General features: G+C 67.3%; 27 protein-coding genes. 14 read left to right on the top strand and 13 right to left on the bottom strand.

Annotated features, from left to right (window positions below; all coding sequences use genetic code 11):
- Positions 1–41: 41 nt before the first annotated feature.
- The 3 genes from FHS48_RS01855 (at position 42) to FHS48_RS01865 (ending at position 2,317) form a co-directional block, all read left to right on the top strand.
- Positions 42–407: a rhodanese-like domain-containing protein gene (locus FHS48_RS01855; protein ID WP_184260681.1), complete on the top strand. Its 366-nt coding sequence runs from the start codon at positions 42–44 to the stop codon at positions 405–407.
- Positions 408–855: 448 nt separating this feature from the next.
- Entirely contained in the window at positions 856–1,404 is a 549-nt protein-coding gene (locus tag FHS48_RS01860; protein WP_184260684.1) for a universal stress protein, read from the top strand.
- A gap of 91 nt (positions 1,405–1,495) precedes the next feature.
- Positions 1,496–2,317 (top strand): fumarylacetoacetate hydrolase family protein, encoded by an 822-nt coding sequence (locus tag FHS48_RS01865; RefSeq protein WP_184260687.1) that lies wholly within the window; start codon positions 1,496–1,498, stop codon positions 2,315–2,317.
- Positions 2,318–2,434: 117 nt separating this feature from the next.
- Here FHS48_RS01865 and FHS48_RS01870 read toward each other — a convergent pair whose 3' ends face one another.
- Positions 2,435–2,773 carry a DUF3253 domain-containing protein gene (locus FHS48_RS01870; protein ID WP_184260690.1) on the bottom strand — a complete coding sequence of 113 codons (339 nt, stop codon included), beginning with the start codon at positions 2,771–2,773 and terminating at the stop codon, positions 2,435–2,437.
- Between the two features lie 23 nt (positions 2,774–2,796).
- Positions 2,797–3,717, bottom strand: coding sequence for a LysR substrate-binding domain-containing protein (locus tag FHS48_RS01875; protein WP_184260693.1), 921 nt, complete (start codon positions 3,715–3,717; stop codon positions 2,797–2,799).
- Positions 3,718–3,825: 108 nt separating this feature from the next.
- Here FHS48_RS01875 and FHS48_RS01880 point away from each other — a divergent pair, with 108 nt between their 5' ends.
- Positions 3,826–4,737, top strand: a complete 912-nt coding sequence (locus tag FHS48_RS01880) for a DMT family transporter (RefSeq protein ID WP_184260696.1) — start codon at positions 3,826–3,828, stop codon at positions 4,735–4,737.
- Between the two features lie 59 nt (positions 4,738–4,796).
- On the opposite strand, the gene FHS48_RS01885 is transcribed toward FHS48_RS01880, so the two are convergent.
- The 4 genes from FHS48_RS01885 to petA all read right to left on the bottom strand — a co-directional run bounded on the left by FHS48_RS01885 (position 4,797) and on the right by petA (position 9,573).
- Positions 4,797–6,845, bottom strand: coding sequence for an elongation factor G (locus tag FHS48_RS01885; RefSeq protein ID WP_184260699.1), 2,049 nt, complete (start codon positions 6,843–6,845; stop codon positions 4,797–4,799).
- Positions 6,846–7,015: 170 nt separating this feature from the next.
- Complete coding sequence (locus FHS48_RS01890; RefSeq protein WP_184260702.1) at positions 7,016–7,789, bottom strand: cytochrome c1; 774 nt, start codon at positions 7,787–7,789, stop codon at positions 7,016–7,018.
- Positions 7,790–9,007, bottom strand: coding sequence for a cytochrome b (locus tag FHS48_RS01895; RefSeq protein WP_184260705.1), 1,218 nt, complete (start codon positions 9,005–9,007; stop codon positions 7,790–7,792).
- A 14-nt stretch (positions 9,008–9,021) separates the two neighbouring features.
- A complete protein-coding gene (petA, locus tag FHS48_RS01900) occupies positions 9,022–9,573 on the bottom strand; it encodes a ubiquinol-cytochrome c reductase iron-sulfur subunit (RefSeq protein WP_184260708.1) in 552 nt (183 codons plus the stop codon).
- A gap of 273 nt (positions 9,574–9,846) precedes the next feature.
- On the opposite strand from petA, the gene FHS48_RS01905 reads away from it, so the two are divergent.
- Positions 9,847–10,341, top strand: coding sequence for a tRNA (cytidine(34)-2'-O)-methyltransferase (locus FHS48_RS01905; RefSeq protein ID WP_184260711.1), 495 nt, complete (start codon positions 9,847–9,849; stop codon positions 10,339–10,341).
- A 135-nt stretch (positions 10,342–10,476) separates the two neighbouring features.
- On the top strand, positions 10,477–10,611 hold the full coding sequence (locus FHS48_RS01910; protein ID WP_311769057.1) for a GNAT family protein: 135 nt from the start codon (positions 10,477–10,479) through the stop codon (positions 10,609–10,611).
- A gap of 21 nt (positions 10,612–10,632) precedes the next feature.
- On the opposite strand, the gene FHS48_RS01915 is transcribed toward FHS48_RS01910, so the two are convergent.
- The 5 genes from FHS48_RS01915 to FHS48_RS01935 form a co-directional block, all read right to left on the bottom strand.
- Positions 10,633–11,343: a GDSL-type esterase/lipase family protein gene (locus tag FHS48_RS01915; RefSeq protein ID WP_184260714.1), complete on the bottom strand. Its 711-nt coding sequence runs from the start codon at positions 11,341–11,343 to the stop codon at positions 10,633–10,635.
- A 151-nt stretch (positions 11,344–11,494) separates the two neighbouring features.
- Complete coding sequence (locus FHS48_RS01920; RefSeq protein WP_260402286.1) at positions 11,495–12,856, bottom strand: CCA tRNA nucleotidyltransferase; 1,362 nt, start codon at positions 12,854–12,856, stop codon at positions 11,495–11,497.
- Positions 12,853–13,158 carry a hypothetical protein gene (locus FHS48_RS01925; protein WP_184260717.1) on the bottom strand — a complete coding sequence of 102 codons (306 nt, stop codon included), beginning with the start codon at positions 13,156–13,158 and terminating at the stop codon, positions 12,853–12,855. Before FHS48_RS01925 ends, FHS48_RS01920 begins: the two co-directional genes overlap by 4 nt.
- Before the next feature lie 4 nt (positions 13,159–13,162).
- Entirely contained in the window at positions 13,163–13,849 is a 687-nt protein-coding gene (locus tag FHS48_RS01930; protein WP_311769058.1) for a CoA pyrophosphatase, read from the bottom strand.
- On the bottom strand, positions 13,846–14,463 hold the full coding sequence (locus tag FHS48_RS01935; protein WP_184260719.1) for a DUF1285 domain-containing protein: 618 nt from the start codon (positions 14,461–14,463) through the stop codon (positions 13,846–13,848). The genes FHS48_RS01930 and FHS48_RS01935 overlap by 4 nt, the downstream gene beginning before the upstream one ends.
- Before the next feature lie 73 nt (positions 14,464–14,536).
- Here FHS48_RS01935 and FHS48_RS01940 point away from each other — a divergent pair, with 73 nt between their 5' ends.
- The 8 genes from FHS48_RS01940 (at position 14,537) to FHS48_RS01975 (ending at position 24,454) form a co-directional block, all read left to right on the top strand.
- Positions 14,537–15,565: an AAA family ATPase gene (locus FHS48_RS01940; RefSeq protein WP_184260722.1), complete on the top strand. Its 1,029-nt coding sequence runs from the start codon at positions 14,537–14,539 to the stop codon at positions 15,563–15,565.
- A gap of 5 nt (positions 15,566–15,570) precedes the next feature.
- On the top strand, positions 15,571–16,584 hold the full coding sequence (locus tag FHS48_RS01945) for a DUF58 domain-containing protein (RefSeq protein WP_184260725.1): 1,014 nt from the start codon (positions 15,571–15,573) through the stop codon (positions 16,582–16,584).
- A complete protein-coding gene (locus FHS48_RS01950; protein WP_184260728.1) occupies positions 16,581–19,316 on the top strand; it encodes a DUF4159 domain-containing protein in 2,736 nt (911 codons plus the stop codon). The genes FHS48_RS01945 and FHS48_RS01950 overlap by 4 nt, the downstream gene beginning before the upstream one ends.
- Positions 19,313–21,415 (top strand): hypothetical protein, encoded by a 2,103-nt coding sequence (locus FHS48_RS01955; RefSeq protein WP_184260731.1) that lies wholly within the window; start codon positions 19,313–19,315, stop codon positions 21,413–21,415. Before FHS48_RS01950 ends, FHS48_RS01955 begins: the two co-directional genes overlap by 4 nt.
- 127 nt (positions 21,416–21,542) lie before the next feature.
- Positions 21,543–22,430 carry a DMT family transporter gene (locus FHS48_RS01960; protein WP_184260734.1) on the top strand — a complete coding sequence of 296 codons (888 nt, stop codon included), beginning with the start codon at positions 21,543–21,545 and terminating at the stop codon, positions 22,428–22,430.
- 11 nt (positions 22,431–22,441) lie between these two features.
- Positions 22,442–23,311 (top strand): AraC family transcriptional regulator, encoded by an 870-nt coding sequence (locus FHS48_RS01965; protein WP_184260737.1) that lies wholly within the window; start codon positions 22,442–22,444, stop codon positions 23,309–23,311.
- Between the two features lie 152 nt (positions 23,312–23,463).
- On the top strand, positions 23,464–24,162 hold the full coding sequence (locus FHS48_RS01970; RefSeq protein WP_184260740.1) for an AzlC family ABC transporter permease: 699 nt from the start codon (positions 23,464–23,466) through the stop codon (positions 24,160–24,162).
- Positions 24,152–24,454, top strand: coding sequence for an AzlD family protein (locus FHS48_RS01975; protein WP_184260743.1), 303 nt, complete (start codon positions 24,152–24,154; stop codon positions 24,452–24,454). The genes FHS48_RS01970 and FHS48_RS01975 overlap by 11 nt, the downstream gene beginning before the upstream one ends.
- Positions 24,455–24,542: 88 nt before the next feature.
- On the opposite strand, the gene pssA is transcribed toward FHS48_RS01975, so the two are convergent.
- The gene (gene pssA / locus FHS48_RS01980; protein WP_184260746.1) at positions 24,543–25,352 is read right to left on the bottom strand and encodes a CDP-diacylglycerol--serine O-phosphatidyltransferase; all 810 of its coding nucleotides are present in this window, start codon (positions 25,350–25,352) and stop codon (positions 24,543–24,545) included.
- A 1-nt stretch (position 25,353) separates the two neighbouring features.
- Positions 25,354–26,061 (bottom strand): phosphatidylserine decarboxylase, encoded by a 708-nt coding sequence (locus FHS48_RS01985; protein WP_311769059.1) that lies wholly within the window; start codon positions 26,059–26,061, stop codon positions 25,354–25,356.
- Positions 26,062–26,276: the final 215 nt, after the last annotated feature.

The raw sequence follows: 26,276 nt of genomic DNA on the forward strand, positions 1-26,276 counted from the left end.
GAGCGGTCCCGCTCATCAGACCTGATCACAGGAGGCCCTGAATGTTTGGTTGGTTTTCCTCCAACGCGACCCAGACGGCCCTGTCGGAACGCGTGCATACTGTGACCCCCAAGACCATCATGCAATGGCTGGACGCCGGTGACTGCGTGATTGTTGACGTCCGTGAACCCGGCGAATATGCCGCCGGGCATATTCCGGGCGCGACTCTGGTGTCCCTCGGCACCCTGACGCCGGACCGCATTCCGGCGGCACCGGGCAAGAAACTGGTGTTCCATTGCCAGAGTGGCAGCCGCTGCGGTATGGCCGCCGCCCGCATGATTGAAGCCGGACATACCGGGGACATCTACCGCATGGAAGGCGGCCTGATGTACTGGCGCCAGCAGGGCGGCCAGATCACCCGGGATTAAGCCGGTCAGCACCCTCGGCCCCGAGTCGCACCGGCATTCCGGCATACCCGTCCCGGGCGTGAAAAAACTTTTCCGCCCGTTCAAACTGTTGGCCGCCCCCCTTGTCAAGCCGTTCCCGCCACGGCCATGCTGTGACACCCGCATCACAGTGCCATCAGATTTCCACAGTCTGCCGCCTATCCTGACAGGGTCACCAAGAACAGACCCGGCCCCGCCAGAACGGCGGCAGGCCACTGGATCAGCGTTCCGTTTCCGATCACCTCCTTCAGGAGGCCTGCTCCCTTCAGAGGGCTTTCCCCTGAAACGGTCTTATTCCTGAAACAGGGAAGGTCCCCTTCTGCCACAGAGACGCCCTGCGATCCGGCGCCCCTGAGGCCTTTCTCTGTCCCGGCTCCGTCATCCCCCCTCCCGCTGGCTGCGTCTTCAACCAGAGTCAGGAGAGTGCGTCATGTACGATTGGCCCTTCCGTTTTTCTGCCCCGGACCCATCCCCCGCCGCCGCCGGTCCCGACCCGGACACCGGCGCGCCACCGGGAAACCGCCGCGCCTTTCTGGTCGTTGTCGACGCCAGCGAGGAATGTGAGGCCGCTATCCGCTTTGCCGCCCTGCGGGCCCGCAAAACCCGGGGTGTGGTGATTCTTCTGTCGGTCAGTTCGGTCCCTGATTTCCATCACTGGATGTTCGTCGGCTCCCTGATGAAGGAGGAGCAACGCCTACAGGCCGAAGAGCGCCTGTCGCATTTTTCCGCACTGGTGGAAGCCCTGTCGGGAGAAAAGCCCGAGATCATCATCCGTGACGGCGACGCGCAGGAGGAGCTGTTACGGGTTCTCGACTCCGATCAGCGGCTGTCGGTTCTGGTGCTGGCCGCCAGCGGCGGCCCTGACGGCCCCGGCCCGCTGATCAGCGCCCTGACCGGCAAACACGCCGACCGCCTGCGCCTGCCTGTGACGATTGTTCCCGGCACCCTGACCCCGGAACAGCTGGATACCCTGACCTGACCGCAGGCCCGCCCCGCCTTCCCCCTTGCCATCCGGCACAGCCATGACAGGATGTGTGCCCACGCAGGAACACCACGGGAGGGTTAAGGGGATGCGGCTGGTACGCTTTGGTCAGGCAGGACAGGAAAAGCCCGGCGTCCTCGACGCACAGGGGCAGGTCCGGGATGCCTCTGCGGTGGTTCAGGACTACACGGCGGAAACCCTCGGGCGCGGTCTTCTGGTCCGTCTGGCTGAGGCGCTGGACAGCCTGCCGGTGGTTGCCCCGGTGCGGCTTGGCCCGCCGGTCCGCCCCGGCAACATTCTGTGCATCGGCCTGAACTACCGCGATCATGCGGCGGAAGCCAATATGCCGCTGCCGAAGGAACCGATCGTCTTTTCCAAACACACCAGCGCCCTGTGCGGCCCCGATGACGCCGTGCCGCTGCCGCCGGGATCGACCCGCAGCGACTGGGAGGTGGAGCTGGCGGTGGTGATCGGCAAGGCGGCATGGCAGGTCAGCCGGGACACCGCCCTCGACCATGTCCTTGGCTACAGCGTCGCCAACGACCTGTCAGAACGCAGCTATCAGCTCGACCGGGGCGGCCAGTGGATCAAGGGCAAAAGCTGCCCGAACTTCTGTCCGCTGGGGCCGGCCCTGATCACGGCGGATGAAGTACCCGATCCGCAGGCCCTGCGCCTGTGGCTGTCGGTCAACGGCACCATGATGCAGGACGGATCAACCGCCGACATGGTGTTTGATGTCGCCACCCTGATTGCCGAGCTGTCGACCTTCATGGTCCTGCAACCGGGTGACGTCATCCTGACCGGCACCCCGAAGGGGGTCGGCATGGGCCGCAACCTGTACCTGAAGGCCGGGGACGTGATGCGGCTGGGCATTGACGGCCTTGGGGAGCAGACCCAGACCGTGGTCTGACTCCGACTCTTCATCCAACCCTCGGACAGCAGAAAGCCCCGCCCGGAACCGGACGGGGCTTTGCTTTTACCGGTCCTGCGAATCCTGCCCGCAGGCAGGCCCGCAGTGCCGCAGGAATCAGCCTTCGCTGCTGCCCGGCTGCGGCAGGCGCATCCGCACCAGACCGCGGAAATCATCCGGATCCTGCACCACGCTACCGCGCACGATCTCAATCGCGCCTTTGCGGGCCAGACTGGTCATCTGCTGCTTCACCGGGTTCATGTAGCGGCGCCAGCCATCGGCCGGATCCTTGGCCTTGCGGTGCTGCTGGAAATAGCTCTTCGCCACATCCTGCGCCGAGACACCGACGGCACCGGCCTCACCCGCCATGCTGACGATCAGGTGGGCAATCGGATCGCCCTTGGGCGAATCCGCCTGCTGGCCGTTATCAGAGGGGGAAGCGACGGAATCGGTCACGCTGATGGTCCTTACCAAAAAATCTATCCAGCAACAGCCATAGCCCCAGCCGGACCCGGATGCAAGAGCAGCCCGCGCCGGTCCCGCTCATCGAGATGGCTTTTCAGCAGGGCCAGCATCCGTTGCGCCCCTTTCCCCAGCGGTCCCCCGGCGGCGGACCGTCTGGCCTGCAACACCAGATGCGCCGTCGGCAACGGCGGCAGACCGCTTTCCGGCCCCAGAGCCCGCAGATCCGCCGGAACCGCACTGGCCGACAGCACGCCAACCCCGAATCCGGCGCGAATCGCCGCCAGAACCCCGCTGACGTTCTCGCTGGTATAGGCCACCCGCCAGCGCCGCCCCTGTTCCTCCAGCACCTGTACCGCGTGATTCCGGTAAATGCAGCCCTGCCGGAATGCCACCAGCGGAAACACCGGCTCCCGCTCCGGGAAGCGCACCTTCGGGGCCGCCCACACCAGCCAGTCGGTATACAGGCCGCTGGAGCGCGGCGGCACCGTCAGGCTTTTGTAGAGGGCGATGTCCAGCGCCCCCTGCTCCACATCCGCCGCCAGCACCACCGACAGATCGGTGCGCATTTCCAGCTGCACATCCGGCATCTCCGCCTGCACCGCCATCAGCAGGGCGGGCAGATCCTCCACGGCGAAATCCTCGGTCACGCCGATCCGTACCGTTTCCACCCGGGGCAGGGTGAACACCCCCACCGCCTCATCATTCAGCTGCAAAATCCGCCGGGCATAACCGAGCAGGCATTCCCCCTGCGCGGTCAGGGTGACGCCATGGGCGTTGCGGTCAAGCAGGCGGGACCCCAGCAGATCTTCCAGCCTGCGGATCTGCTGACTGACGGTCGACTGGGTGCGGTTGACCCGCCCCCCGGCCCGGGTGAAGCCCCCACTGTCGGCCACCGAAACAAAGGTCCGCAGCAAGGCCGTATCGAGGTCACGCATGGCACATCATCCATAAATCGAATGATAGAAAGTTTACATTCCGTTTTCCAATTCTCCAACCCTTCTGTCACCGTTTCCTCATTCCCCTTTCCGCTGAGGACCAGCCCGATGACACCCACGCCCCGCGCCCCCTCCTTCCTGTGGCTGGCCCTGCCGTTCTGTCTTCTGTGGACCAGCGCTTTCCCGGCCGCCAAGCTGGCCCTGCCGTTCTGCCCGCCCCTGCTGCTGCTGGCGATCCGCTTTCTTCTCGCCGGGATTCTGCTGCTTGGCTGGGCTTTGCTGCGGGGGGAACGGCTGCCGGTCAGCCGCCGGATCTGGGGGCAGCTTGCCGTGTTTGCCCTGATCAATCCGGCCCTGTACCTCGGCCTCAGCTGGATTGGCATGGTGAAGGTGTCTTCCGCCCTCAGCACCATCGTGATCAGCCTGAATCCGGTGGTGGTGACCCTGCTGGCGGCCCTGCTGCTGGGCGACCGCCTGACGCCCCGCAAAGGGCTGGGGCTTCTGCTCGGCCTCGGCGGGGTGCTGATTGTGGTGCAGGCCCGCCTGACCGGGACCCTTGCCGAAGACCCCTTCAGCGTGCTTCTGGTCGGCCTTGCCCTGATCGCTCTGGCCGCCAGTACCCTGCTGTGGAAGCTGTGGCCGCTGACCACCCCCCGCCTGACCGGAACCGCCCTGCAACTGCTGCTGGCCGGACTGTACTTCCTGCCGGTGGCCCTGCTGACCGAGTCGGTGGACAGCATCCGCTGGACCCCCGGTTTTCTGTGGAGCATGGCGTGGATCATCGGGCCGGTGTCGATCGGGGCCTATCTGCTGTGGTTCCGGATGCTGGATACGGTCAGCGCCAGCGCCGCCAGTGCCTGGCACTTCCTGAATCCGCCGCTGGGGCTGGCCATGGGGCTGGTGCTGCTGGACGAGCAGGTGCAGATCACCGATCTGCTGGGCATCCTTCCGATTGCGTTGGGAATCGCCCTTGTCACCCGCCCTGCCCCGGCAGAACCGGCAGCGCAGGCGGCGCGATAACTCCCTGACAGAAAAACACCCCCGGCGCCTGTGCTCCGGGGGTGTTTGCTGAGATCACCTTACGCTGTTTCCAGAACCTTCTGACGGCTGCTGATCACCTGCTCCGCCGGTTTCCCGACCAGATCCTGCATGTGGTCAAACCGCCACGAGAAAGTGCCGACCCCCATGCTGATCGAGCGGATATCAACGATCAGATCATGCATTTCCGCCTGCGGAACATAGGCCTGCACCACATCCCAGCCGGTCCAGCCGTCCCGGGGGGCAAACCCGAGGATCTGACCGCGGCGACTCGACAGCGCCCGCTGGGCCCGGCTGGTCGCTTCGGTCGGGACCGAGACCTCGACCATCAGCACCGGTTCCAGAAGCTGCGGCTCACACTCCGCCGCCCCCGCCCGCATCCCAATGCCGGCAGCGGTTTTAAAGGCGGCTTCCGAGCTGTCGACCACATGATAGGACCCGTCGTAGAGATCGACGGCGAAATCAACGACCGGGAAGCCCAGCAGCCCCCGCTTCGCCCAGTCCACCACCCCGGCCTCCACCGCCGGAATATACGACCGGGGGATCACCCCGCCGCTGATACTTTCGCTGAAACGGAATCCTTCGCCCCGCTTCAGGGGAGAGATCTCCAGCCAGACATCGCCAAACTGACCATGGCCGCCGCTCTGGCGTTTGAAGCGGCCCTGAACCTTAGTGCCTTTGCGCAGGGTTTCGCGGTAGGGCACCTGCGGCGGCCCGGTCTCGACCTCGATGTGATAGACCCGGGTCAGGCGCGACAGGGCAACCGCCAGATGGATATCCCCCTGTCCCCACAGACTGATCTCGCCGGTCTCCGGATCATGGCTGACACTGAGCGACGCATCCTCTTCGCACAGCCGGGTCAGGGCCGATGTCAGCTTGACATCATCCCCCTGCCGGGTCGGACGGACCGCCAGCGCAAACAGCGGCGGCAGCGGGTCCGGCCAGCCGTGATCCTCGCGCGTGTCGCCGATCAGCATTCCGGTCCGGGCAGCATCCAGCCGCCCCAACGCCACCACGGCGCCGGGACCGGCGGCGGCCTCCTTGTGCGGCTCCTGCCCCTGCATGCTGTAGAGGCCGGACACCTTGCCGACGCGGCCATCGGCGGAGGAAACCACCTGACCGTCCTTCAGCGATCCGCTCCACAGACGGCACAGGTACAGCGAACCGGTATGCTGGCCGTGCAGGGTGCGGAAAACGGTGGCCTGCGGCGCGGTGCCGGTCAGGCCCAGACGGGCCATTGCCGCCATATGATCCGGGCCTTCGTGACGCAGGGCCTTCCACAGGCGGCGCACCCCTTCGTCCTTATCCGCCGCCCCGAAGAACACCGGTACCAGAAGATCCGCCTTCAGGTCGCGGGCCAGATCGTCATAGACCTCCTCCCGCGCCGGCGTCACATCGGACAGCAGATCTTCCAGCAGCTTGTCGTCAAAGTCGGCCAGATGCTCCAGCATCTCCTGCCGGGCCTCCACCTCCCGTTCCTGCACCGAGTCGGGCAGCCGGATCAGGTCCGATGCCTCGCCGGGGCGATACCGGTAGGCCCGTTCCGACACCAGATCGACATAGCCGACAATCTGGCTGCCCTCGCGGATCGGCACTTCCCGCAGCAGCAGCGGCCGGTCAGAGACCAGCTGCAACGCCTCCAGGCAGGCGCGGATGGAAATGTTGGTCCCGTCGCGGTCAACCTTGTTGATGAAAATCAGGTGGGGGATGCGGCGGCTGTCGAGAAACTTCAGCAGCGGCGTCAGCATCACCGCCCGGGCCGGATCGGGTTCGCAGACCACAATGGCGACATCGGCGACCATCAGGGCATCATAGGTCTGCTGCTGGAACTCAACGGAACCGGGGCAATCGAGAAAAATCCAGTCCTCGTCCATGAAACGGGTCGGGGCAACGGTGATTTCCACCGTCATCTGCCGCGACCGGGCCTCCGGCCCGGCATCCCCGAACGAGGTCCCCTCCGTCACTTTGCCCCGTCGGTGCAGAGTGCCGGAGACGGTCAGCAGACTTTCCAGAAGGCTGGTTTTCCCCGAGGTATAAGGTCCGACAATCGCCGCGACCCGAGGCGTGGTGACAGGAACATGACCGCCCATCGGCGTCCCCTTTTGTTTCTGTTGGCCTTACCCCTGATGGTGCGCCCGTCCCTCCGGTACTTCAAGAAAATCAGGTGTTGCACCGCACCAACTGACGGGGCTGTCACAAAGACAAAACCCCCGGCCACAGGGCCGGGGGTCTGTCTGTCAGGCAGTCATGCCGGAACGGATCAATGTTCGATCCGCTTCCAGATCTGACGCTTCAGCGCATAGAACAGCGCGGTGAAGACGCCGAGGAAAATCATGACCTTCAGGCCCAGCGCCTTGCGGGCTTCCAGTTCCGGCTCAGCGGCCCAGTTCAGGAAAGCAACCACATCGCGGGAGATGGCATGACGCTCGGTGGAAGCGCCGTCAGCATAGGTGACGCTGTCATCAAAAATCATCTGCGGCATGGCAATCTGGTTCCCCGGGAACGCCGGGTTATAGTTCATGCCTTCCATCAGATGGAAACCAGCCGGCGGATCGCGGTAGGCGGTCAGCAGGGTGTACAGATAATCCGGGCCGTTCGGACGGGCCTTCGCCATCAGCGACAGGTCCGGCGGCAGCGCCCCACCGTTGGCGGCACGGGCCGCCTTTTCGTTGGAGAACGGAGCCTTCAGCGGATCGGCCGGGAGACCCGGACGGATCTTCGGCTCACCGGCGTCATCGAAACCGTCCTGATATTCGAACTGCGCGGCGTAGGCTTTCACTTCCTCTTCCGTCAGACCGATTTCCGTCAGGTTACGATAGCGCACCAGATTCAGGCTGTGACAGGAGGCGCAGACTTCGCGGTACACCTGAAGGCCACGGCGCAGCTGCGGCTTGTCGTAGTGACCGAACACGCCCTGCCAGGTCCAGGCCTGCTTTTCGAGGAGGGTCTCCCCCCCGCCGCTGGCCATGGCCGGAGCCGACGCCAGAGCGCTGAAGCCCACGGCGGCGAAAGCAGCGATAAGGAACTTACGCATTTACACGGCCTCCTTCTTCGTCACGGCCGCAGAGATGCTCTCCGGCAGCGGACGCGGCTTTTCCAGCCAGCCCACCAGCGGGGTGACGATCAGCAGGTGGATGAAGTACCAGGCAGTCGCGAACTGACCGATCAGGATGTACGGCTCTTCCGCCGGCTTGCCGCCGATGTAGCCCAGCAGCACGCAGTCAGCGATGAACAGCATCACGAACCACTTGTAGATCGGGCGGAAGGTGCAGGAACGGACCTTGGAGGTGTCCAGCCACGGCATCGCCGCCAGAATCACGATCGCGCCGAACATCAGCAGCACGCCGCCCAACTTGTCGGGCACGGCACGCAGGATGGCGTAGAACGGCAGGAAGTACCATTCCGGCACGATGTGGGCCGGGGTGACCATCGGGTTGGCCGGAATGTAGTTATCCGGGTGACCCATGTAGTTCGGTGCCCAGAACACGAAGGCCATGAAGAACATCATGAACACGCCGACGCCGAACAGATCCTTCACCGTGTAGTACGGGTGGAACGGGATGCTGTCCTGCGGACCCTTCATGTCGATGCCCAGCGGGTTGTTCGACTTGACGGTGTGCAGCGCCCAGACGTGCAGGACGACAATACCGACCAGCACGAACGGCAGCAGGAAGTGCAGGGCGAAGAAGCGGTTCAGGGTCGGGTTATCAACCGAGAAACCACCCCACAGCCAGGTCACGATGGATTCGCCGACCACCGGAATGGCGCCGAACAGGTTGGTGATCACGGTGGCGCCCCAGAAGGACATCTGACCCCACGGCAGCACGTAGCCCATGAAGGCGGTGCCCATCATGATCAGCATGATGATCAGGCCGAGCCACCACAGGATTTCACGCGGCGGCTTGTAGGAACCGTAGTAGAACCCGCGCACGATGTGCAGGTACACCACGATGAAGAACATCGACGCCCCGTTGGCGTGGATGTAACGCAACAGCCAGCCGTAGTTCACGTCGCGCATGATGCGTTCGACGGACAGGAAGGCAAGACCGGTGTTCGCGGCGTAGTTCATGGCCAGGAACAGACCCGACAGGATCATGATCACCAGAACCAGACCGGCGAGGGAACCGAAGTTCCACCAGTAATTCAGGTTTTTCGGAGTCGGGTATTCGACGGCCGAATGCTGCATCATCGAAATAATGGGAAGACGGTCGTCCACCCACTTGATGATCTTGTTGTTGGAGACGGAACTCATCCGACGTGCCCCTCTCAGCCGATCTTGACGGTCTTGTCGTTCAGGAAAGCGTATTCCGGAACGTGCAGGTTCAGCGGGGCAGGCCCCTTGCGGACACGGCCCGAGGTGTCGTAGTGCGACCCGTGACACGGGCAGAACCAGCCACCGAAGTCGCCGCGCGGATCAGCAGCCTTCTGGCCCAGCGGGATACAGCCGAGGTGGGTACACACCCCGATCGTCACCAGCCATTCCGGCTTCTTCACGCGGTCTTCATCTTTCTGCGGATCCCGCAGACCCGCGACGTCAACGGACCGGGCCGCCGCGATTTCATCAGCAGTACGGTGCCGCACGAACACCGGCTTGCCGCGCCACATGACCGTGATCGCCTGGCCTTCGGCCACCGGCGACAGATCGACCTCGGTGGAGGCCAGCGCAAGGGTATCAGCCGCAGGATTCATGCTGTGAATGAACGGCCACAGGGCAAGGCCAGCGCCAACCACGCCGACAGCCGAGGACGCATACAGCAGGAAGTCGCGGCGGGTTTCGCCATCGGTTGCACCGTGAGCGGGATTCGCCGTGTCAGCCATCCTCAAAGACCCCTCTACTTGCACGCTGGGGGAACGCGCAATGGACATAGATTACGCGCGCAACCGGCACACTCGTCCCCCGGCGCGCTTTTCTGACCCTTGCATCCAATCACATCCCCAGACATGGTAAGGATACAAGCTGATGGCGCGGTATAAAACACTTTGCCCGGTTTGAAAAGGCTGTCGGCACATCCGCCGCACCGCTTACCCGAAATCCCTCACCGCCGGGGTGTTTCCGGCTCCGGCGGCCCTGACAGACGGACCCTTTCCCCCATGCGCCTTGCGCTGTACCAACCGGACATTCCGCAGAATACCGGCGCCCTGCTGCGCCTTGCCGCCTGTTTTGATCTTGGCCTTGATGTTATCGAACCGTGCGGTTTTGTCTGGGATGACCGCCACCTGAAACGGGCCGGAATGGATTATACCCTGCTGGCCCGCATGGTCCGCCATCTGTCGTGGGAGAGCTATCTGGCCGATCACCCGGCCCCCGCCGGACGGCTGGTGCTGCTGACCACCCGGGGGGCTGTGCCGCATCATTCCTTTACCTTTCAGGCCACCGATACGCTGCTGCTGGGGCGGGAAAGCTGCGGCGTCCCCGACTCGGTTCATGACCGTGCCGATGCCCGGGTGGTGGTGCCGCTGGTGCCTGCCGCCCGGTCCCTGAATGTGGTAACCGCCGCCGCCATGGTTCTGGCGGAAGCCCTGCGCCAGACCGGCGGCTATCCCTGCGCCGGAGCCCCCGCCCCGATGCCGGAGGCTGATACGTGATCCCGATGACGGAGATTGACCTTCTGACTCCCACCCCGGCTGACTATCCGGCGCTGACCGATCTGTGGGAACGCTCGGTCCGGACGGCGCCTGCTGGAACACTGCCTGCGCACACAGGGTGTCCGCGCTGTCGATGTGAATGAGGACAACCCGCAGGCGGTGGCGTTTTACCGTCACATGGGGTTCACCGTCACCGGGCGGTCCGAGGTCGACGGATCAGGGAAGCCTTTCCCCTTGCTGCACATGCAGTTGACTGACGGAGTCAGATAAGCGGTCTCAGGTAATACGGTCTCAGGCCTGATCGTACAGTCCCGGCCCGGCAGACGGCTCGGGCTGCGGCCGCGCCGCAGGGATCACCCGCTGCGGGGTTTCCATCCAGGTCCGCCACGCGGTCCAGCGGCGGACCACAGCGGCAAGGGCCTGATGACCGGCCCCACCCGGGAACAGATCGGTGCGCCCCGCCATCGCCTGCCGCCAGGCCGGATCAGACGGCAGCACGCTGCACAGATCAAGATAGGGAATCGCCAGATCCCGGGCCAGATCCCGGAAGGCGGTGGACAGCGCGACCGTCCGCGCCCCGCTGAAGGTTTCCACCGGATAGGGCCCGGTGGCTCCCGGCGGGCTCGGCAGCGGACCGATCCACAGCACCGGCCACGCGTCGCGGGCCTCGCTGAGGATTTCCTCCGCATTCGCCAGCACCTCCGGCAGCGGGACCCGGATTCCCCGCCCCTGCACCTCCGCCATATCATGCAGGCCGAAACTGAAAACCAGACCGCCGGTGGTGAACACCCCGGCCCGGGGCACCCCGGCCCGCCGTTCCGCCTCTGACCGCCAGCGCCCGAGAATGTCGCGGCTGGTGTTGCCGTCGATCCCCAGGGCATAGCCGCTGAAGGTCCGCCCGGCGGACCGTTCGATGGCGCACAGGCGACCGACCCAGCCGAGCCCGGCCTCGTCCCCCTGTCCGGCCACCAGACCGTCTCCGAAAAAGCAGATCCTGCGCATTGCCGTCCTGTCCTGCCGGTCTGAGGGGCCAGCGTGAGGGGATGAAGACCGGGTCAGACCGAATGCCCGGTGGTTCCTGTCAGGTATTATGACAGAACCATGAGAAACGGCCTGTGACCCCCGTCACCAAACCCGCAGGGCGGGTGCGCGCTTACGGTCGGGCCGCCGCCCCGTCCCCGCCCTGCTCCGCCGCGATGGCGGACGGCAGAACCTGCAACAGCTGTGCCCGGTCCGCATCACAGTCCTGATCCAGCCACCACTGCCGGAGTCGCTCCAGCACCCGTCCGACTTCCGGGCCGGGCGGCACCCCCGCCGCCACGACATCCCGCCCCGCCACCGGAAGATCCGGCACCGGCAGGACCGCCAGATCGGTCAGCAGTGCCATCCGCCGGGCGGTTCCCGTCGAGTCGGTCCGGCCTTCCACATCCCGGTGACGGGCCCAGCCGAGAAGGACCCGGTCAAGGCAGGCCTCCCGCCCCCAGCGCACCAGCGCCGCCCGGGTCCCACCGGACTCCGGAACCGGCAGATCCCGTCCCATTGCCGCCAGACGGCGGATCTCCGCCCCTGACAGCCGCAGCCGGTGGCCGATGACGGTCAGGATTTCCGCCGTTTCGCCGGTCAGTGCCGCCAGCCGCCGGAGCGGACAGGGAGACAGGCCGTCAATACGGATTCCACGCTCCTCCAGAAAGGCCACCTGCCGCAGCACCCCGAAGGCCTTTGCCTCCGGCAGGATCTGTTCCAGCACCCGCACCCCGCGCATCTCCAGCAGGGTGGCGGTCGGTTCCGGCACCGTCAGAATCTTCAGCAGCTCATCACGGATGCGTTCCGCCGACAGCGCCTGAAGATCAGCGGCATGCAGGCGGCAGGCCGACAGCGCCGCCGCCGAAGGCCCTCCGCGGCCATAGCGGGCATGAAACCGGAAAAACCGCAGGATCCGCAGGGCATCTTCCTGAATCCGCAGCGCCGCCCGCCCGACAAAGATCACCCGGCCATGGGCCAGATGCTCAATGCCGTCAAAATAATCGTAAACCGCGCCGTCCGGAGTCGCCGACAGGGCGTTGATGGTGAAATCCCGCCGCGCCGCATCCGCCATCCAGTTGGTGGTCCACGCCACCTCGGCATGGCGGCCATCGGTGGCCACGTCCTGCCGCAGGGTGGTGATCTCAAAGCTGCGGCCCGACCCGCAGACCGCCGTCACCGTCCCGTGCGACAGCCCGGTCGGCACCACCCGCAGACCGGCGCGTTCCAGCAGGGCCATCACCTGTTCCGGCGGGGTCGGGGTGGCCAGATCAATGTCGTGCACCGGGCGGTGGGCCAGCGCATCGCGGACGCAGCCGCCGACGAAGCGGACCTCAGCCCCGTCAGCCTTCAGGGCGGCAATCACCGCCTGCGTTTCCGGCCATGACAGCCACGGCTGTACCCCCAGATGCCCGAGCGGTGCCCGGTCGGCATGGCCGAGCAGGCTGCGGGTCAGGGGTTCCGGCTCCGGCAGATCGGGCTTACGGAACATCATCTCGGGGTTTCTCCCCGGGGATCAGGGGCAAAACCACCGGGAACCACCCGGCCGTCGATCAACACCGGCGGGCGGTATTCCTGCCCGGGCACACCGCCCGGCTCCAGAACGGCGGTGATCACCAGCACACTGGCCGCCAGCGCCAGACCGGTCACCACCAGCCAGAACCAGGTGCTGGTCTCAATCACCGGGGCCTGCCCGCCATGGCGGGTGACATACCGCCCGCGCAGCCACACCCACGCCAGAAACACCAGCACCGGGGCAAGAAACGGCAGGACCGCCGTCAGGATCAGCCGCACCATCGGCTCAGTCCCGCAGCACGTTATACAGATTCATCAACATCCCCGCCGTCGCCCCCCAGATATAATAAGACTCATACGGAATGGCATAATAGGGGCGCGGTTTGCCGTTAACCGTCCGGGCCACTTTCTGATGGTTCCGTGGATCGAGAAGAAATGCCAGCGGCACCTCAAACACCTCGGCCACCTCAAACGGATCCGGCAACAGGGTGAACGGCGGCTGCACCAGCCCGACCACCGGCGTCACCCGGAACCCGGTGACAGTGACATACTCATCCAGCAGCCCCAGCACGGTGACATGGCGCGGATCCAGTCCGGTTTCCTCCACCGTTTCCCGCAGGGCACAGGCCACCGGGCCATCATCCTCGTCCTCCAGCCGTCCGCCGGGAAAGGAGATCTGCCCGGCGTGATGGTGCAGATGGTCAGTGCGGCGGGTCAGCATCACCCGCAGGCCGTCATCCCGCCGGACCAGCGGCACCAGAACCGCCGCCGCCCGGGTCCCCTCCGATGCCGGACGCCCCAGACGCGGACCGTCCGCCGGATCCAGCCCAAGGCTGAGGGCAATCGCCACGTCGGACCGCAACCCGCTGCCCCCACGGGCGGCAAGGCGGTCCCGCAGCCACTGTTCTTCCATCGGCTCTGGCATCGGCTCTGGTGTGTGCCCCGGCGTGTGCCCCGGTGTGTGTGCGGTCACTGTCCGCCGCCTCCGTCCGTTCCATCGGACACGGTGCCGAGGCAGAAATACTGCCCGCCACTCCAGAATCCGATCATCATTTCATCCACCCCTTCAGGATGGGGGTCTTCCGCGTCCAGCGCCAGTACCATCAGGTCATAGGCAACCGGACGGTTCAACCGGGCCTCCAGCCCCTTCCGCACCGGCACATACAGGGCCGGGTGTCCGTCCGCATCCCGTTCCACCACCCGCAGCGGGTGATCCGGCCCCAGCGTGACGGTGTCGTCCAGATTGGTCCGCACCGTCACCACCCGGTCCCGGCCGTTGCCGGTGATTTCCAGCCCGACCCCGACAAAGGCGACATCCTCCACCCGCACCGTTCCATGCTCGATCGGGGTGGTCATCCAGTGCTGGCCGTCGGAATCGCGGGACAGGACGGAGGCAAACAGCCTGACCAGCCCGATCCGGCGGATCGGGGAGTTCTGGTAAAACCACTGGCCGTCGCGGTCGATCGACAGGCCAAGGTCCCCGCACTCCGTCCGCACCAGACGGGAAAACGCGGCGGCTTCTCCTCCCTCCAAGGATCCGCTACCCTGTCCGGACGGGACCACACCGGTATCCGTCTGCTGTGTCATTGCTTTTCACCTTCCCGGTTTCATTCTTCAGCCTATCTCACCGTCAGCCTGTTCCTGCCGCCCCGGAGTCGCCATGAGCCATACCAGTGCCCCCGACAGCCCCCCCCGGTCCGCCGGAGGCTCCGCCCCGGCCTCCTTACAGGACGTCGAGCGGCTGGCCGATCTGGCCCGCAGTGCCCATGGCGCCGTCAGCGAGGTGATCTTCGGTCAGCCCCGGGTCATCGAGGAAAGCCTGATCACCCTGCTGGCCGGGGGCCACGTGCTGCTGATCGGCGTCCCCGGGCTGGCAAAAACCCGTCTTGTCCATACTTTAGGGACGGTTCTGGGTCTCGACAACAAGCGGGTACAGTTTACCCCGGATCTGATGCCCGCCGATATCCTTGGTTCGGAAGTGCTGGAGGAAGGGGCCGACGGCCGCCGCAGTTTCCGCTTCCTGCGCGGGCCGGTGTTCACCCAGCTGCTGATGGCCGATGAAATCAACCGTGCCAGCCCGCGCACCCAGTCCGCCCTGTTGCAGGCGATGGAAGAACAGCAGGTGACGGTGGCCGGCGTGCCGCATGACCTGCCGCGCCCGTTCCATGTGCTGGCCACCCAGAACCCGCTGGAGCAGGAAGGCACCTATCCGCTGCCGGAAGCCCAGCTTGACCGTTTCCTGATGCAGATTGACGTCTCCTACCCCGATGCCGAAGCCGAACGGCAGATCCTGCTGATGACCACCGGCAGCTATGACCTGCGGCCGCGCCGGGTGCTGGGGCCGGAGGATCTGGTGGATCTTCAGCGCCTGATCCGCCGCCTTCCGGTCGGCGACAGCGTGGTGGATGCCATCCTGCGGCTGATCCGCAGCGGCCGCCCCGATGACAGCCCGCTGGATCTGGTCCGCCGGCATGTCGCCTGGGGGCCGGGCCCCCGCGCCGGACAGGCCCTGATGCTGACCTGCCGCGCCCGTGCCCTGTTACAGGGGCGGCTGGCCCCGTCGGTGGATGACGTCATCGCACTGGCGGCCCCGGTTCTGCGGCACCGCATGGCCCTGACGTTCTCGGCCCGGGCGGAAGGGGTCACGCTGGACGATATCCTTGCCGCCCTGACCGCCCAGTTGACCTGACAGCCATGAGCGGCCCGCTGCACCGCCTTCTCTCCGCCCTCCGGGGGCCGGAGCCGGACCATCCGCCCGCCGTGGCGGGTCCCGCCGGACTGCGCCCCCATGCCCCGGCCTCCGCCGCTGCCTCCGCCGTCCGGCTGGCGGCCCGGGCCGAAGCCCTGTCCGGGGCCCTGCCGCCCCTGCTGACCGATGCCCTGCGGCTGGCGGAAACCGTTGCCGCCGGTCTGCATGGCCGCCACCGGACCGGCACCGGGGAGGACTTCTGGCAGTTCCGCCCCTATGACCGTGGCGATCCGGTGGCCCTGATTGACTGGCGGCAGAGCGCCCGGCGGCAGCACGCCTATATCCGGCAGCGGGAATGGACGGTGGCCCAGACCATCACCCTGTGGTGTGGCGGGCATGAAGGGATGCGCTGGCGGTCCGCCGCCGCCCTGCCGGAGAAAATCGACCACGCACGCCTGCTGACGCTGGCTCTGGCCGCCCTGCTGCTGCGGGGCGGGGAACGGGTCCACCTGCTGACCGAAGACGGAGACCTGCCCCCCGCCGATACCGGCCGGGCGGCCCTGCATACGATGGCGTCACGGCTGTGCCACCCGGCAGCGGGGGGAGACCTGCCGCCGGGCCGCGATCTGCCGCGCCACGGCCGCGCCGTGCTGATCAGCGATTTCCTGACCCCGCCGGACCGGCTTGAACCGGTCCTGCGCCGGATGGCCGCCGCCGACATCCGGGGGCACCTGATTCAGATCCTCGACCCGGCGGAGGAAACCTTCCCGTTTGAAGGCCGGATCCGCTTCCGCGCCCCCGGCCCCGCCGCCGCTCAGGACTGGGTGGTTCCGCGCTGCGAGGATCTGCGGGACGACTACCGCCACCGGCTGTCGCTGCACCGCGATGCGCTGGCCGCCCTGTGCCGGTCCACCGGCTGGCAGCTCTCCGCCCATCGCACCGATCACCCGCTGCCTGCCACCCTGCTGGGCCTCTATCAGGCCCTGTCCGGCGGATCCGGCCGGGAGGGCACGGCATGACCCTGCCCGGATCCCTCGCCCTGCTGGCCCCGGAGGCCCTGTTCGGACTGCTGGCCCTGCCGCTGCTGTGGGTGCTGCTGCGCCTGATGCCGCCGCCGCCGAAAACCGTCACCTTTCCGCCGCTGCGGCTGCTGGCCGGACTGACCGCGCCACGCCCGGTCGCCGAGCGCACGCCGCTGTGGATCCTGCTGCTGCGGACCCTGATCGTTGTCTGTGGCCTGCTGGGGCTGTCGCACCCGGTGCTGACCGACCGCTCCCCCGGACAGGGAACCGACAGCCCGCTGCTGCTGATCGTTGATTCCGGCTGGAGTGCCGCCCCCGGCTGGGAAGACCAGCGTCAGGCCGCAGGCCGGGCGCTGGAACAGGCGGCCCGGCTGAACCGGACGGTTCTGGTGGCGGCAACCGCCGCCGGATCCCCGGTCCCGGTTCCGGCCCCGGTTCCGGAAAGCGCGGCGCAGGCGCTGAGCCGGGTTCAGGGCCTGTCCCCCCGCCCGTGGCCCGCCGACCTCCGCCCCCTGCTGGCCGCCGTGACCTCTGGCACCGCCCCCCTGCCCGAGCGGCTGGAAACCCTGTGGATCAGCGACGGCCTCCGCCACCCGGACCAGCAGGCCCTGCTGGAGGCTCTGCAACGCAAAGGGCCGGTCCGCCTGCTGCTGCCGGACACCGGCCCGCAGACCCTGCTGCTGACCGACCTGACCCGGACGGCGGACGGACTTACCGCCATCGTCCACCGCCCCCGGGGGACCATCCCCCCCGCCGCCCGCACGGTGATCCTGCGCGCCGAGGATGCCCGTGGGCAGACTCTTGCCGCCCTTCCCGTCAGCCTTGAGGCCACACCGGAGCAAACCGTGACCCTGCCGGTGCCGCCCGATGCCGTCAGCTCCCTCCGCAGTCTGCGCCTGACCGGCGCGGGCGGAGAGCCGCTGGGGGCCGGGGCCCTGCTGTTGACCGACGACCGCTGGCAGCGCCGCCCGGTCGGCATCATCGAAACCACCGGAACCGCCTCCGACCTGCCGCTGTTGGCCGCCCCCTATTACCTGCTCCGGGCGCTGGGGGACGGTGCGGATGTGCGGACCGGCCCGGTACAGACCCTGCTGGATCAGCGCCGGTCGGTCCTGATTCTGCCCGGCGGCCTGCCCCCGGCCGGACAGGCCGCCGCCCTGACCCGCTGGGTTGAGGACGGCGGGGTGCTGATCCGCTTTGCCGATGCCGATCTGGCCGAAAAAACCGGGGTCCGTTCCGATGATCCGCTGCTGCCGGTTCCCCTGCGCAGCGGCGGACGGTCAATGGGCGGCCAACTGTCGTGGGAAGCGCCACTGACACTGGCCCCGTTCCCCGCCACCGGCCCGTTTGCCGGACTGATCCCGGCGGAAGTGACCATCACCACACAGGTTCTGGCCGAGCCGCTGGCCGATCTGGCCAGCCGCACCTGGGCCAGACTGTCGGACGGCACCCCGCTGGTGACCGGCCTCCGGCGCGGGCAGGGCTGGGTGGTGCTGTTCCACACCACCGCCAACACCGACTGGGGCACCCTGCCGCTGTCGGGGACCTTCCCGCAGATGCTCAGCCGCCTGCTGGCCCTGTCTTCCGGCCAGTTCCTGCCGGAGCGGACCTCCGCCACCGGGCCGGTGCTGCTGCCGCCGCAACAGGTTGTTGACGGCACCGGACACTGGCAGGCACCGGGACCGGACCTCCGGTCCATTCCGGCCGCAGATGATCCGACCCAACCCCCGCTGGCCCTGAAAGCGGACACACCGCCCGGTCTGTACGGGCGGGATGGCCTGCTGCGGGCCCTGTCGGTCGGCGGGCAGGTTTCCCCGGTTCTCGACCGGCTTGAGGACGTGCCTGCCGGTGTGGCGCTGACCCCGGCGGCAGCCCTGTCCGCTGACCGTGATCTGCGCGGCCTGCTGTATACCGCCGCCCTGCTGCTGCTGCTGGCCGACGGGCTGTGTACCCTGCTGCTGCGCGGCGGCAGGGTCAGGGTTGCCGCCGCAGCGATCCTGCTGCTGGCGGTTTCCACCGCCCTGCCCCCTCTGGCGCAGGCCGCCGACCCGGATCTGGAGGCGGCGCTGGAAACCCGGCTGGGCTGGATTTCCTCCGGCAACGGGGAAACCGATGCGGTTGTCCGCTCCGGCCTGAGCGCCCTGACCAAGGTGCTGTCGCAGCGCACCGCCGCCGAGTTGGGCGAACCGGCTCAGGTGCAGCCCGACAGCGCCTCCCTCAGCCTGTATCCGATGCTGTACTGGGCGGTCACCGATGCCACCCCGACCCCGGACACCGCCATACGGCAGGCCATCAGCCGCTACCTCGACCATGGCGGGCTGATCGTGTTTGATGCCCGCGACACCGCACAGGTGCCTGCCCTGCACCGGGTGGTGCAGGCGCTTGACCTGCCGCCGGTGGCCCGTCTGCCTGCCGACCATGTGCTGACCCGGTCCTTTTACCTGCTGCACGGCCTGCCGGGACGGGTGGAGGACTCCGCGCCGTGGATCGGGCAGGCTGCGGCCCGGGGACAGGGCATTTCGCCGGTGGTGATCGGGGCCGCCGACTGGGCCGGGGCCTGGGCCCGCGATGGCCGGGGGCGGCCGCTGCTGCCCGCCATCCCCGGTGGCGAACGCCAGCGGGAACTGGCGTTCCGCGCCGGGGTCAATCTGGTGATGTATGCCCTGACCGGGGACTATAAGGCCGATCAGGTTCATCTGCCTGCGATTATGGAGCGTCTGACCCAATGACCCCGTCCGTGTCGCCGGGTATCACCACCCTGTCCGCCATCGGCTGGACTCCGCTGATCCCGCTGTGGGCGCTGGGACTTCTGCTGGCCGCCCTGCTGGTCCTGACCGCTGCCGCCGCCCTGCGGCGGCAGCCGGGCTGGGTCCTGCGTCCGCTGCCCGGGCTGATTCTGCTGGCCCTGCTGGGCAATCCGCATGTGGTGCAGGAGCAACGGGTCTCGCTGCCGGACGTGGCCTTTGTTGTCAGCGATACCAGCGACAGTATGTCTTACGGATCGCGTATCGCGGACCGGGAACAGGCTGCCGCCGCCGTGACCGACATGATGCGGGCCCAGCCCGGGCTGGAGGTCCGGACCCTGCGGGTCAGCAATGCGCCTGACCACCGGGGCAGCCGCCTGCTGACCGCGTTGGAACAGGCGGCGGCGGATGTTCCGCCCCAGCGCCGGGCCGCAGCGGTTCTGCTGACCGACGGCCAGATCCATGATGATGCCCCGGAGGCCATCGCCCGCCGCTTCGCGGCCCCGGTCCACAGCCTGCTGGCCGGCACCCCCGGCGAAAGTGACCGCCGCCTGATCGTGGTCTCTGCCCCGGCCTTCGGACTGGTGGACCGCACGGTGACGGTGTCGGTCCGGCTGGAAGACCCGACGCTGACGCCGGGGTCCACCGTGCCGATGACCCTCCGGCAGGACGACGGCAGCACCTCTACCCTCGACATCCCCGCCGGACCGCCGGTGTCGGTGCCGGTCCGGATCCGCCATGGCGGGGCGGTGGTGACCGATCTGTCGGTGCCGGTGCGCCCCGGAGAAATCAGCCCCTATAACAACCGGCAGGCCGTCAGCATCGCCGGGGTCCGCGACCGGCTGCGGGTGCTGCTGATTTCCGGGGAACCGACCGTCGGCGAACGGGCGTGGCGGACGCTGCTGAAATCCGACCCCAACGTCGATCTGGTCCACTTCACCATCCTGCGGCCACCGCTGAAGGATGACGGCACCCCGCTGAACGAACTGGCCCTGATCGCCTTTCCGGTGCAGGAACTGTTCGAGGAACGGCTGAAAGACTTCGATCTGGTCATTTTTGACCGCTATTCCCGCCGGGCGCTGGTGCCGTCGGCCTTTTTCAAACTGCTGGCCGCCTATGTCCGCAACGGCGGTGCCCTGCTGCTGGCCGTCGGGCCGGAGTTCTCCGAAGCCTCCAGCCTGTACGACAGCCCGCTGGCGGAAATTCTGCCGGTCACCCCCACCGGCCGGGCGGTCCCCGGGGCCTTCCTGCCGACCCTCAGCCCAACCGGGCAACGCCACCCGGTCACCGCCGCCCTGCCGGGATGGAGCGGACCGGACCGCCCCCCGCAATGGGGGCCGTGGCTGCGTTACGTCGATACCACAGTCCGTCAGGGCAGCACCCTGATGCAGACCCCGGACGGCGCGCCGCTGCTGGTGGTTGACCGCGTCGGACAGGGCCGGGTCGGGCTGGTGCTGTCCGACACCATCTGGCTGTGGGCCCGGGGCTGGCAGAGTGGCGGGCCACAGACCGATCTGATCCGCCGCACCGCCCACTGGCTGATGCGGGAACCGGATCTGGAAGAGGAAGCCCTGACCCTGCGCTCCGACGGGGCCCGCCTGACGGCCGAGCGCCGCAGCCTGTCCGTCACCCCTCCGGCCGAACTGACCCTGACCCTGCCCGACGGACAGGATGTGGCCCTGCCACTGACCGTCACCGGCCCCGGCCGCACCGGGGCAGAAGCCGCGGCCCCGGTGCCGGGGGTCTACCGGGTCAGCGATGGAGCCCGCTCCGCCGTTGCCGCCGTCGCCCCGCCGGATGCGCTGGAGGATCAGGCCCTGACCGCAACCGATCATCTGCTGATCCCGGTGGCAACCGCCAGCGGCGGGGCGGTCCGCTGGCTGAAGGACGGGCTCCCGGCCCTGCGGCGCACTGCCGCCGACAGCAGCCGCCATGCCGCCGGGGACGGCAGCTGGATCGGCCTGCGCCGCAACGGGGAAACCGTGGCCTCCGGGGTCCGGCAAACGCCGCTGCTGCCGCTGGTTCCGGGGCTGATCCTCTGCGTCGGCAGCCTGTTCCTGCTGTGGTGGCGGGAAGGCCGGTGACAGGACGCGGTCCGGCGGATTGTTCCCCCTGCGGAAACACAGTGTTTTGCAGACAGGTGTAGCCGGAAGCCCCTTCCGGCTACCATCGTAACGCCTCCCCTGTTCCCCGTCTCCGTCAGGAGTCCCCATGTCTGCCCGCTCCGCGCTGTCCTCTCCCCCGGTCCTGCTGCTGATCACCGGCAGCATCCTCGGCACTCAGGTTCCACTGTCCCGGCTCGCTGCCGGAGCCGGAATTCCCTCGGCGGTCTTTGTGTTCTGGACCTGCCTGACCGCCGGGGTGATCCTCGGCGCGGTTGCCCTGCTGCGCGGGCAGCCGCTGCAACGGCACCACCTGCGCTACAGTCTGGTCGGCGGTCTGATTTCGCTCGGGCTGCCCAATCTGCTGGTGATGCTGGTGGTGGTCCCGCTGGGCAGCGGCATGACCGCCCTGACCTATACCCTGCCGCCGCTGTTCACGCTGGCGCTGGCGGCCCTGATCGGATACGAGCGGCTGACCCGCTGGCGCAGTCTGGGCATTCTGTTCGGGCTGAGCGGCGCGGTGACACTGGTGTTCAGCCGCTTCAGCCTGAGCGGCGACAGCACCCAGATGCTGTGGATGGGGCTGGCCCTGCTGATCCCCACCTGCCTTGCCATCGGCAATGTCTACCGCAGCCGGGCCTGGCCCGCCGGGGCCGCCCCGCTGACACTGGCCGCCGGAATGCTGCTGTCCGCCGCCCTGTGGATGCTGCCGCTGGCCCTGTATCAGGGGCTGTTCACCGGGCTGCCGCATTGGTCGGTTCTGGCGCAGGCGCTGGCCTCAACCCTGATGTACGTCACCTTTTTCGCCCTGCAACGGGCCGCCGGTCCGGTCTACCTCAGCCAGATCGGCTATGTCGGGGCTGCCATGGGGGTTCTGGCCGGAATCGTGGTCTTCGGTGAACGGCCGGGTCTGGCGGTTGCCTGCGGCGTCACCCTGATTGTCTGTGGTATGCTGTGCAGCAACCGCCGCCCCCGCCAGCCCGCCCCCACCCCCTGAACAGGCCCCCGATGCTTGCTGATCCGTCCGACCTTTCCGCCCCTGACCGCCCGCTGCACCAACCGGAATGGACCCGGTTCTGGCGGGTGCGGGAAGGGCTGTCGGCGGAGTTCATGCACGCCAGCTTCACCCATCACGCCTATGACCGGCATACCCACGACCGCTACGTCTTCGGGGTCACCACCGGCGGGGCGGAGCAGTTCTGGCACCGGGGAGCGGTGCAGGTCGCCCCGGCCGGGCGGGTGGTGGTGGTCAACCCCGGCGATGTCCACGACGGCGAATCGGTGGTCCGGGGAGAAAGCTGGCAGCGGCGGATCTGCTATCTGGATCCCCGGCTGTTCAGCGATGTGGCGGCGGAGGACGGCCTGCCCGGCGCTCCGCTGTTTCTGACCTCCGTTCTTGACGATCCGGACCTTGCCGCCGGGCTGCTGGCGTTCCACAGCGCGGCGGAAACCCCCGGCCAGAGTGCCCTGCACCGGGATACCCAGCTGCGGGGGCTGGTGTCCTGCCTGATCCGCCGCTATGCCGTCACCCGCCCCGCAGGCCGGTCCGGCGGCGAGGAACCTGCCGCCGTCCGCCGGGTCCGGGCCTATCTGGATGCCCATGCCGCCGAGGATATCTCGCTGGCGGATCTGGGGACGCTGGCCGGTCTGTCCCCGCTGTATCTGGCCCGGTCGTTCCGCAAGGCGGTCGGGGTTCCGCCCCATGCCTATCAGATCCTGCGCCGGGTCGAGACCGCCACCGGCCTACTGCGGCAGGGCAACCCCCCGGCCGATGTGGCTCAGGCCTGCGGATTTGCGGACCAGAGCCACATGACCCGGCAGTTCCGCCGCGCCCACGGCGTCACCCCCGGGGCCTTCCGCCGGGCCTTGCCCGGCTGACGGTTTCAACAAAAGCGAACACCGGCTTTCCCCCTCACAACGCCACAGAAACACCCGGTCCGCAGAAAAAGTCAGGATCGTTCAAGAAAGCGGTGCCCCGCCCTGACAGACTTCCCCCTCCTGATCTATCTTTACCGGAGGGTATCCCCACGATGGCGGATGCGTCCAAAATTACCTTTACCCGGCAGGGCTTCCGCCGGGGTGTTACTACCATGCTGCCGGTGGCCGCCGGGCTGATGGTGTTCGGGCTGGCCCTTGGGCTGGCGGCGGCCCAGAAAGGCCTGTCAACCCTTGAAACCGGGCTGATGAGCGCGATTGTGTTCGCCGGGGCCAGCCAGATGCTGGCGGTGGAACTGTGGGATCACCCGGTGCCGCTGGTCACACTGGCCGTTGCCACGGTGATCATCAATCTGCGCTATCTGATGATGACGGCCGCCCTTGCCCCGTGGCTGGCCCCGGTCGGCCCCGGCCGGGCCTATGGCAGCCTGTTTTTCACCGCTGACGAAAACTGGGCCCTGAGCATCGCCGAGATGCGCCGGGGCGGCACCGATGCCGCCTTTCATCTTGGGGCCGGGCTGACCCTGTACACGGTGTGGCTGTTAACCACCATTGCCGGGCACCTGTCCGGGGCGGCGATCCCGCAGCCGGAACGCTTCGGCCTTGATTTCGTCGCCGTCGCCACCTTTCTGGCCCTGCTGGTGCCGATGTGGTCCGGCCGCCGCGATCTGCCCCCCTGGCTGATTGCCGCCGTCACCGCCACCGCCGTGCATGCCCTGTTGCCCGGCACATGGTATCTGATCGCCGGGGGTCTCGCCGGCAGCCTGTATGGAGCCTGGCGCGATGTCCGTTGATCTGATGACCCTGCTGACCATCCTTGCCATGGGGGCCGGAACCTATCTGGTCCGGGCCGGGGGATACTTCGTGATCCAGCGGATTCAGGCCGGACCGTTCCTGACCGCCTGGATGAAGCATGTGCCCGGTGCCATTTTCGTCTCGTTGGTGATTCCGGCAGTTGTCGCCGGGGGACCTGCATCGTGGGCGGGCGGAGCCGTCACCGCCGGACTGGCGGTGCTGCGGATGCCGTTCGTGGTGTCGCTGATGGCCGGTGTCGCCACCGTTGCCCTGCTGCGGACCGTGATCTGATCCCCCTGAACAGCACAAACCCCGACAGCACAAACCCCGCCGGAACCAACCGGCGGGGTTTGCTTTTTGCGGGTTTCATGCACCCCGATCAGGGCCGACCGGCCCCGGTCTCGTCATCCTCGCAGGTTTCCTTGGCCACCACATCGGCCCCCAGCGCATCGGCCCGGGCCTTCAGACGGCGGAACGAGGTGGCCGCAAACGGGATGCTGACCAGATACACCACCCCGATCAGCCCCAACGTCGCCCACGGCTCGGTCACCAGCAGTGCCGCCAGCAGACCGACCACCAGCATCAGCGGCACCACCCAGCGGGCCGGAACCCGGAACCGCTTCATCGAGAAGGTGGGAATCCGGCTGACCATCAGGAAGGCGACGGTCAGCATCACCACCCCGACCAGAATCGGGCTGGAGAAGAAGCCACCGTCGAATTCAAACGACAGCACCATCGGCAGAATCGCCAGAAAAGCCGCCGCCGGAGCCGGAACACCGACAAAATAATTGTGGGCGTAGGACGGCAGATCCGGTTCCCCCAGCATGGTGTTAAAGCGGGCCAGCCGCAGCGCCATACACAGGGCAAAGATCACACAGACCACCCAGCCGACGCTTCCGGCGCTGCTCATGGTCCACATATACACCAGCAGCGCCGGAGCCACGCCGAAGCTGACCACGTCAGACAGGCTGTCCAGCTCCGCCCCGAACTTGCTGGTGGACCGCAGCATCCGGGCAATCCGCCCGTCGATTCCGTCAAACACGGCGGCGAAGAAAATGGCGATGACCGCGCGTTCAAACTCTTCCCGCAGGCCATACCGGATGGCGGTCAGCCCCGCCGATAACGCCAGCAGCGTGATCAGGTTGGGCAGCATCCGGTTAAAAGACAGGCTCTTCACGGCCATCGCCATCTCAGATCGCGCTCCCCTCGCGGGCCGCTTCCGGGCTGGCCATGTCGGCGATGATGGTTTCCCCCGACACGCAGGACTGCCCGAGCACCACCAGCGGGTTGACCCCTTCCGGCAGATAGACATCCAGCCGCGACCCGAACCGGATCAGGCCGAAGCGTTCGCCGGTGCCGACCTTCTGGCCATCGCGCACATCGCAGCGGATGCGGCGGGCCACCAGACCGGCAATCTGCACCACGGCAATTTCCCGGCCATCCTCAAATTTCAGGCGCAGGGAATTGCGTTCGTTGTCGTCGCTGGCCTTATCCAGTGTCGCATTCAGGAACTGGCCGGGGCGGTAAGCAACCTTGACCACCTCGCCCCCGGCCGGAATGCGGTTCACATGGCAGTCAAACACGCTCATGAACACCGAGACCCGGGTCATCGGCTGATCGCCCATCCCCAGTTCCAGCGGCGGCACGGCCGGGCCGATCATCTGCACCACACCGCTGGCGGGCGACAGGATCAGGCCGGGACGGGTCGGAATATAGCGGACCGGGTCGCGGAAGAAGAAATAGCACCACACGGTCAGGGCGCAGCCCGCGATCCCCAAAGGCCACCACGCCCAGAACAGCAGGGCAGTGACAACGGCGAACACGGCCAGAAAGCGCGGGCCTTCTTCGTGCAGGGGCGGAAGCACATAGCGCGTCCAGGGAATTTGAGTGACTTGCACGCTGAACCTATTGTCTGATCAGTCTGGCCCACCGGGCCGGAAACCGGAAGCGGCGGGGCGGAAAACGGTGGGACAGGGGCGGCCCGGCGGTCCGCGTCTGTTCGCGAAACCGGGTGCCCTGTCTGGCGACAGAATAGACGTCTGCGCGCCTGCGGCAAAGCACCAATACATCACGCAGCAGAATTCCCTGTTTGCCGCTGCCATGCTATTGTTAC

Source organism: Novispirillum itersonii (assembly GCF_014205675.1).
Lineage (GTDB): Bacteria > Pseudomonadota > Alphaproteobacteria > Rhodospirillales > Rhodospirillaceae > Novispirillum > Novispirillum itersonii_A.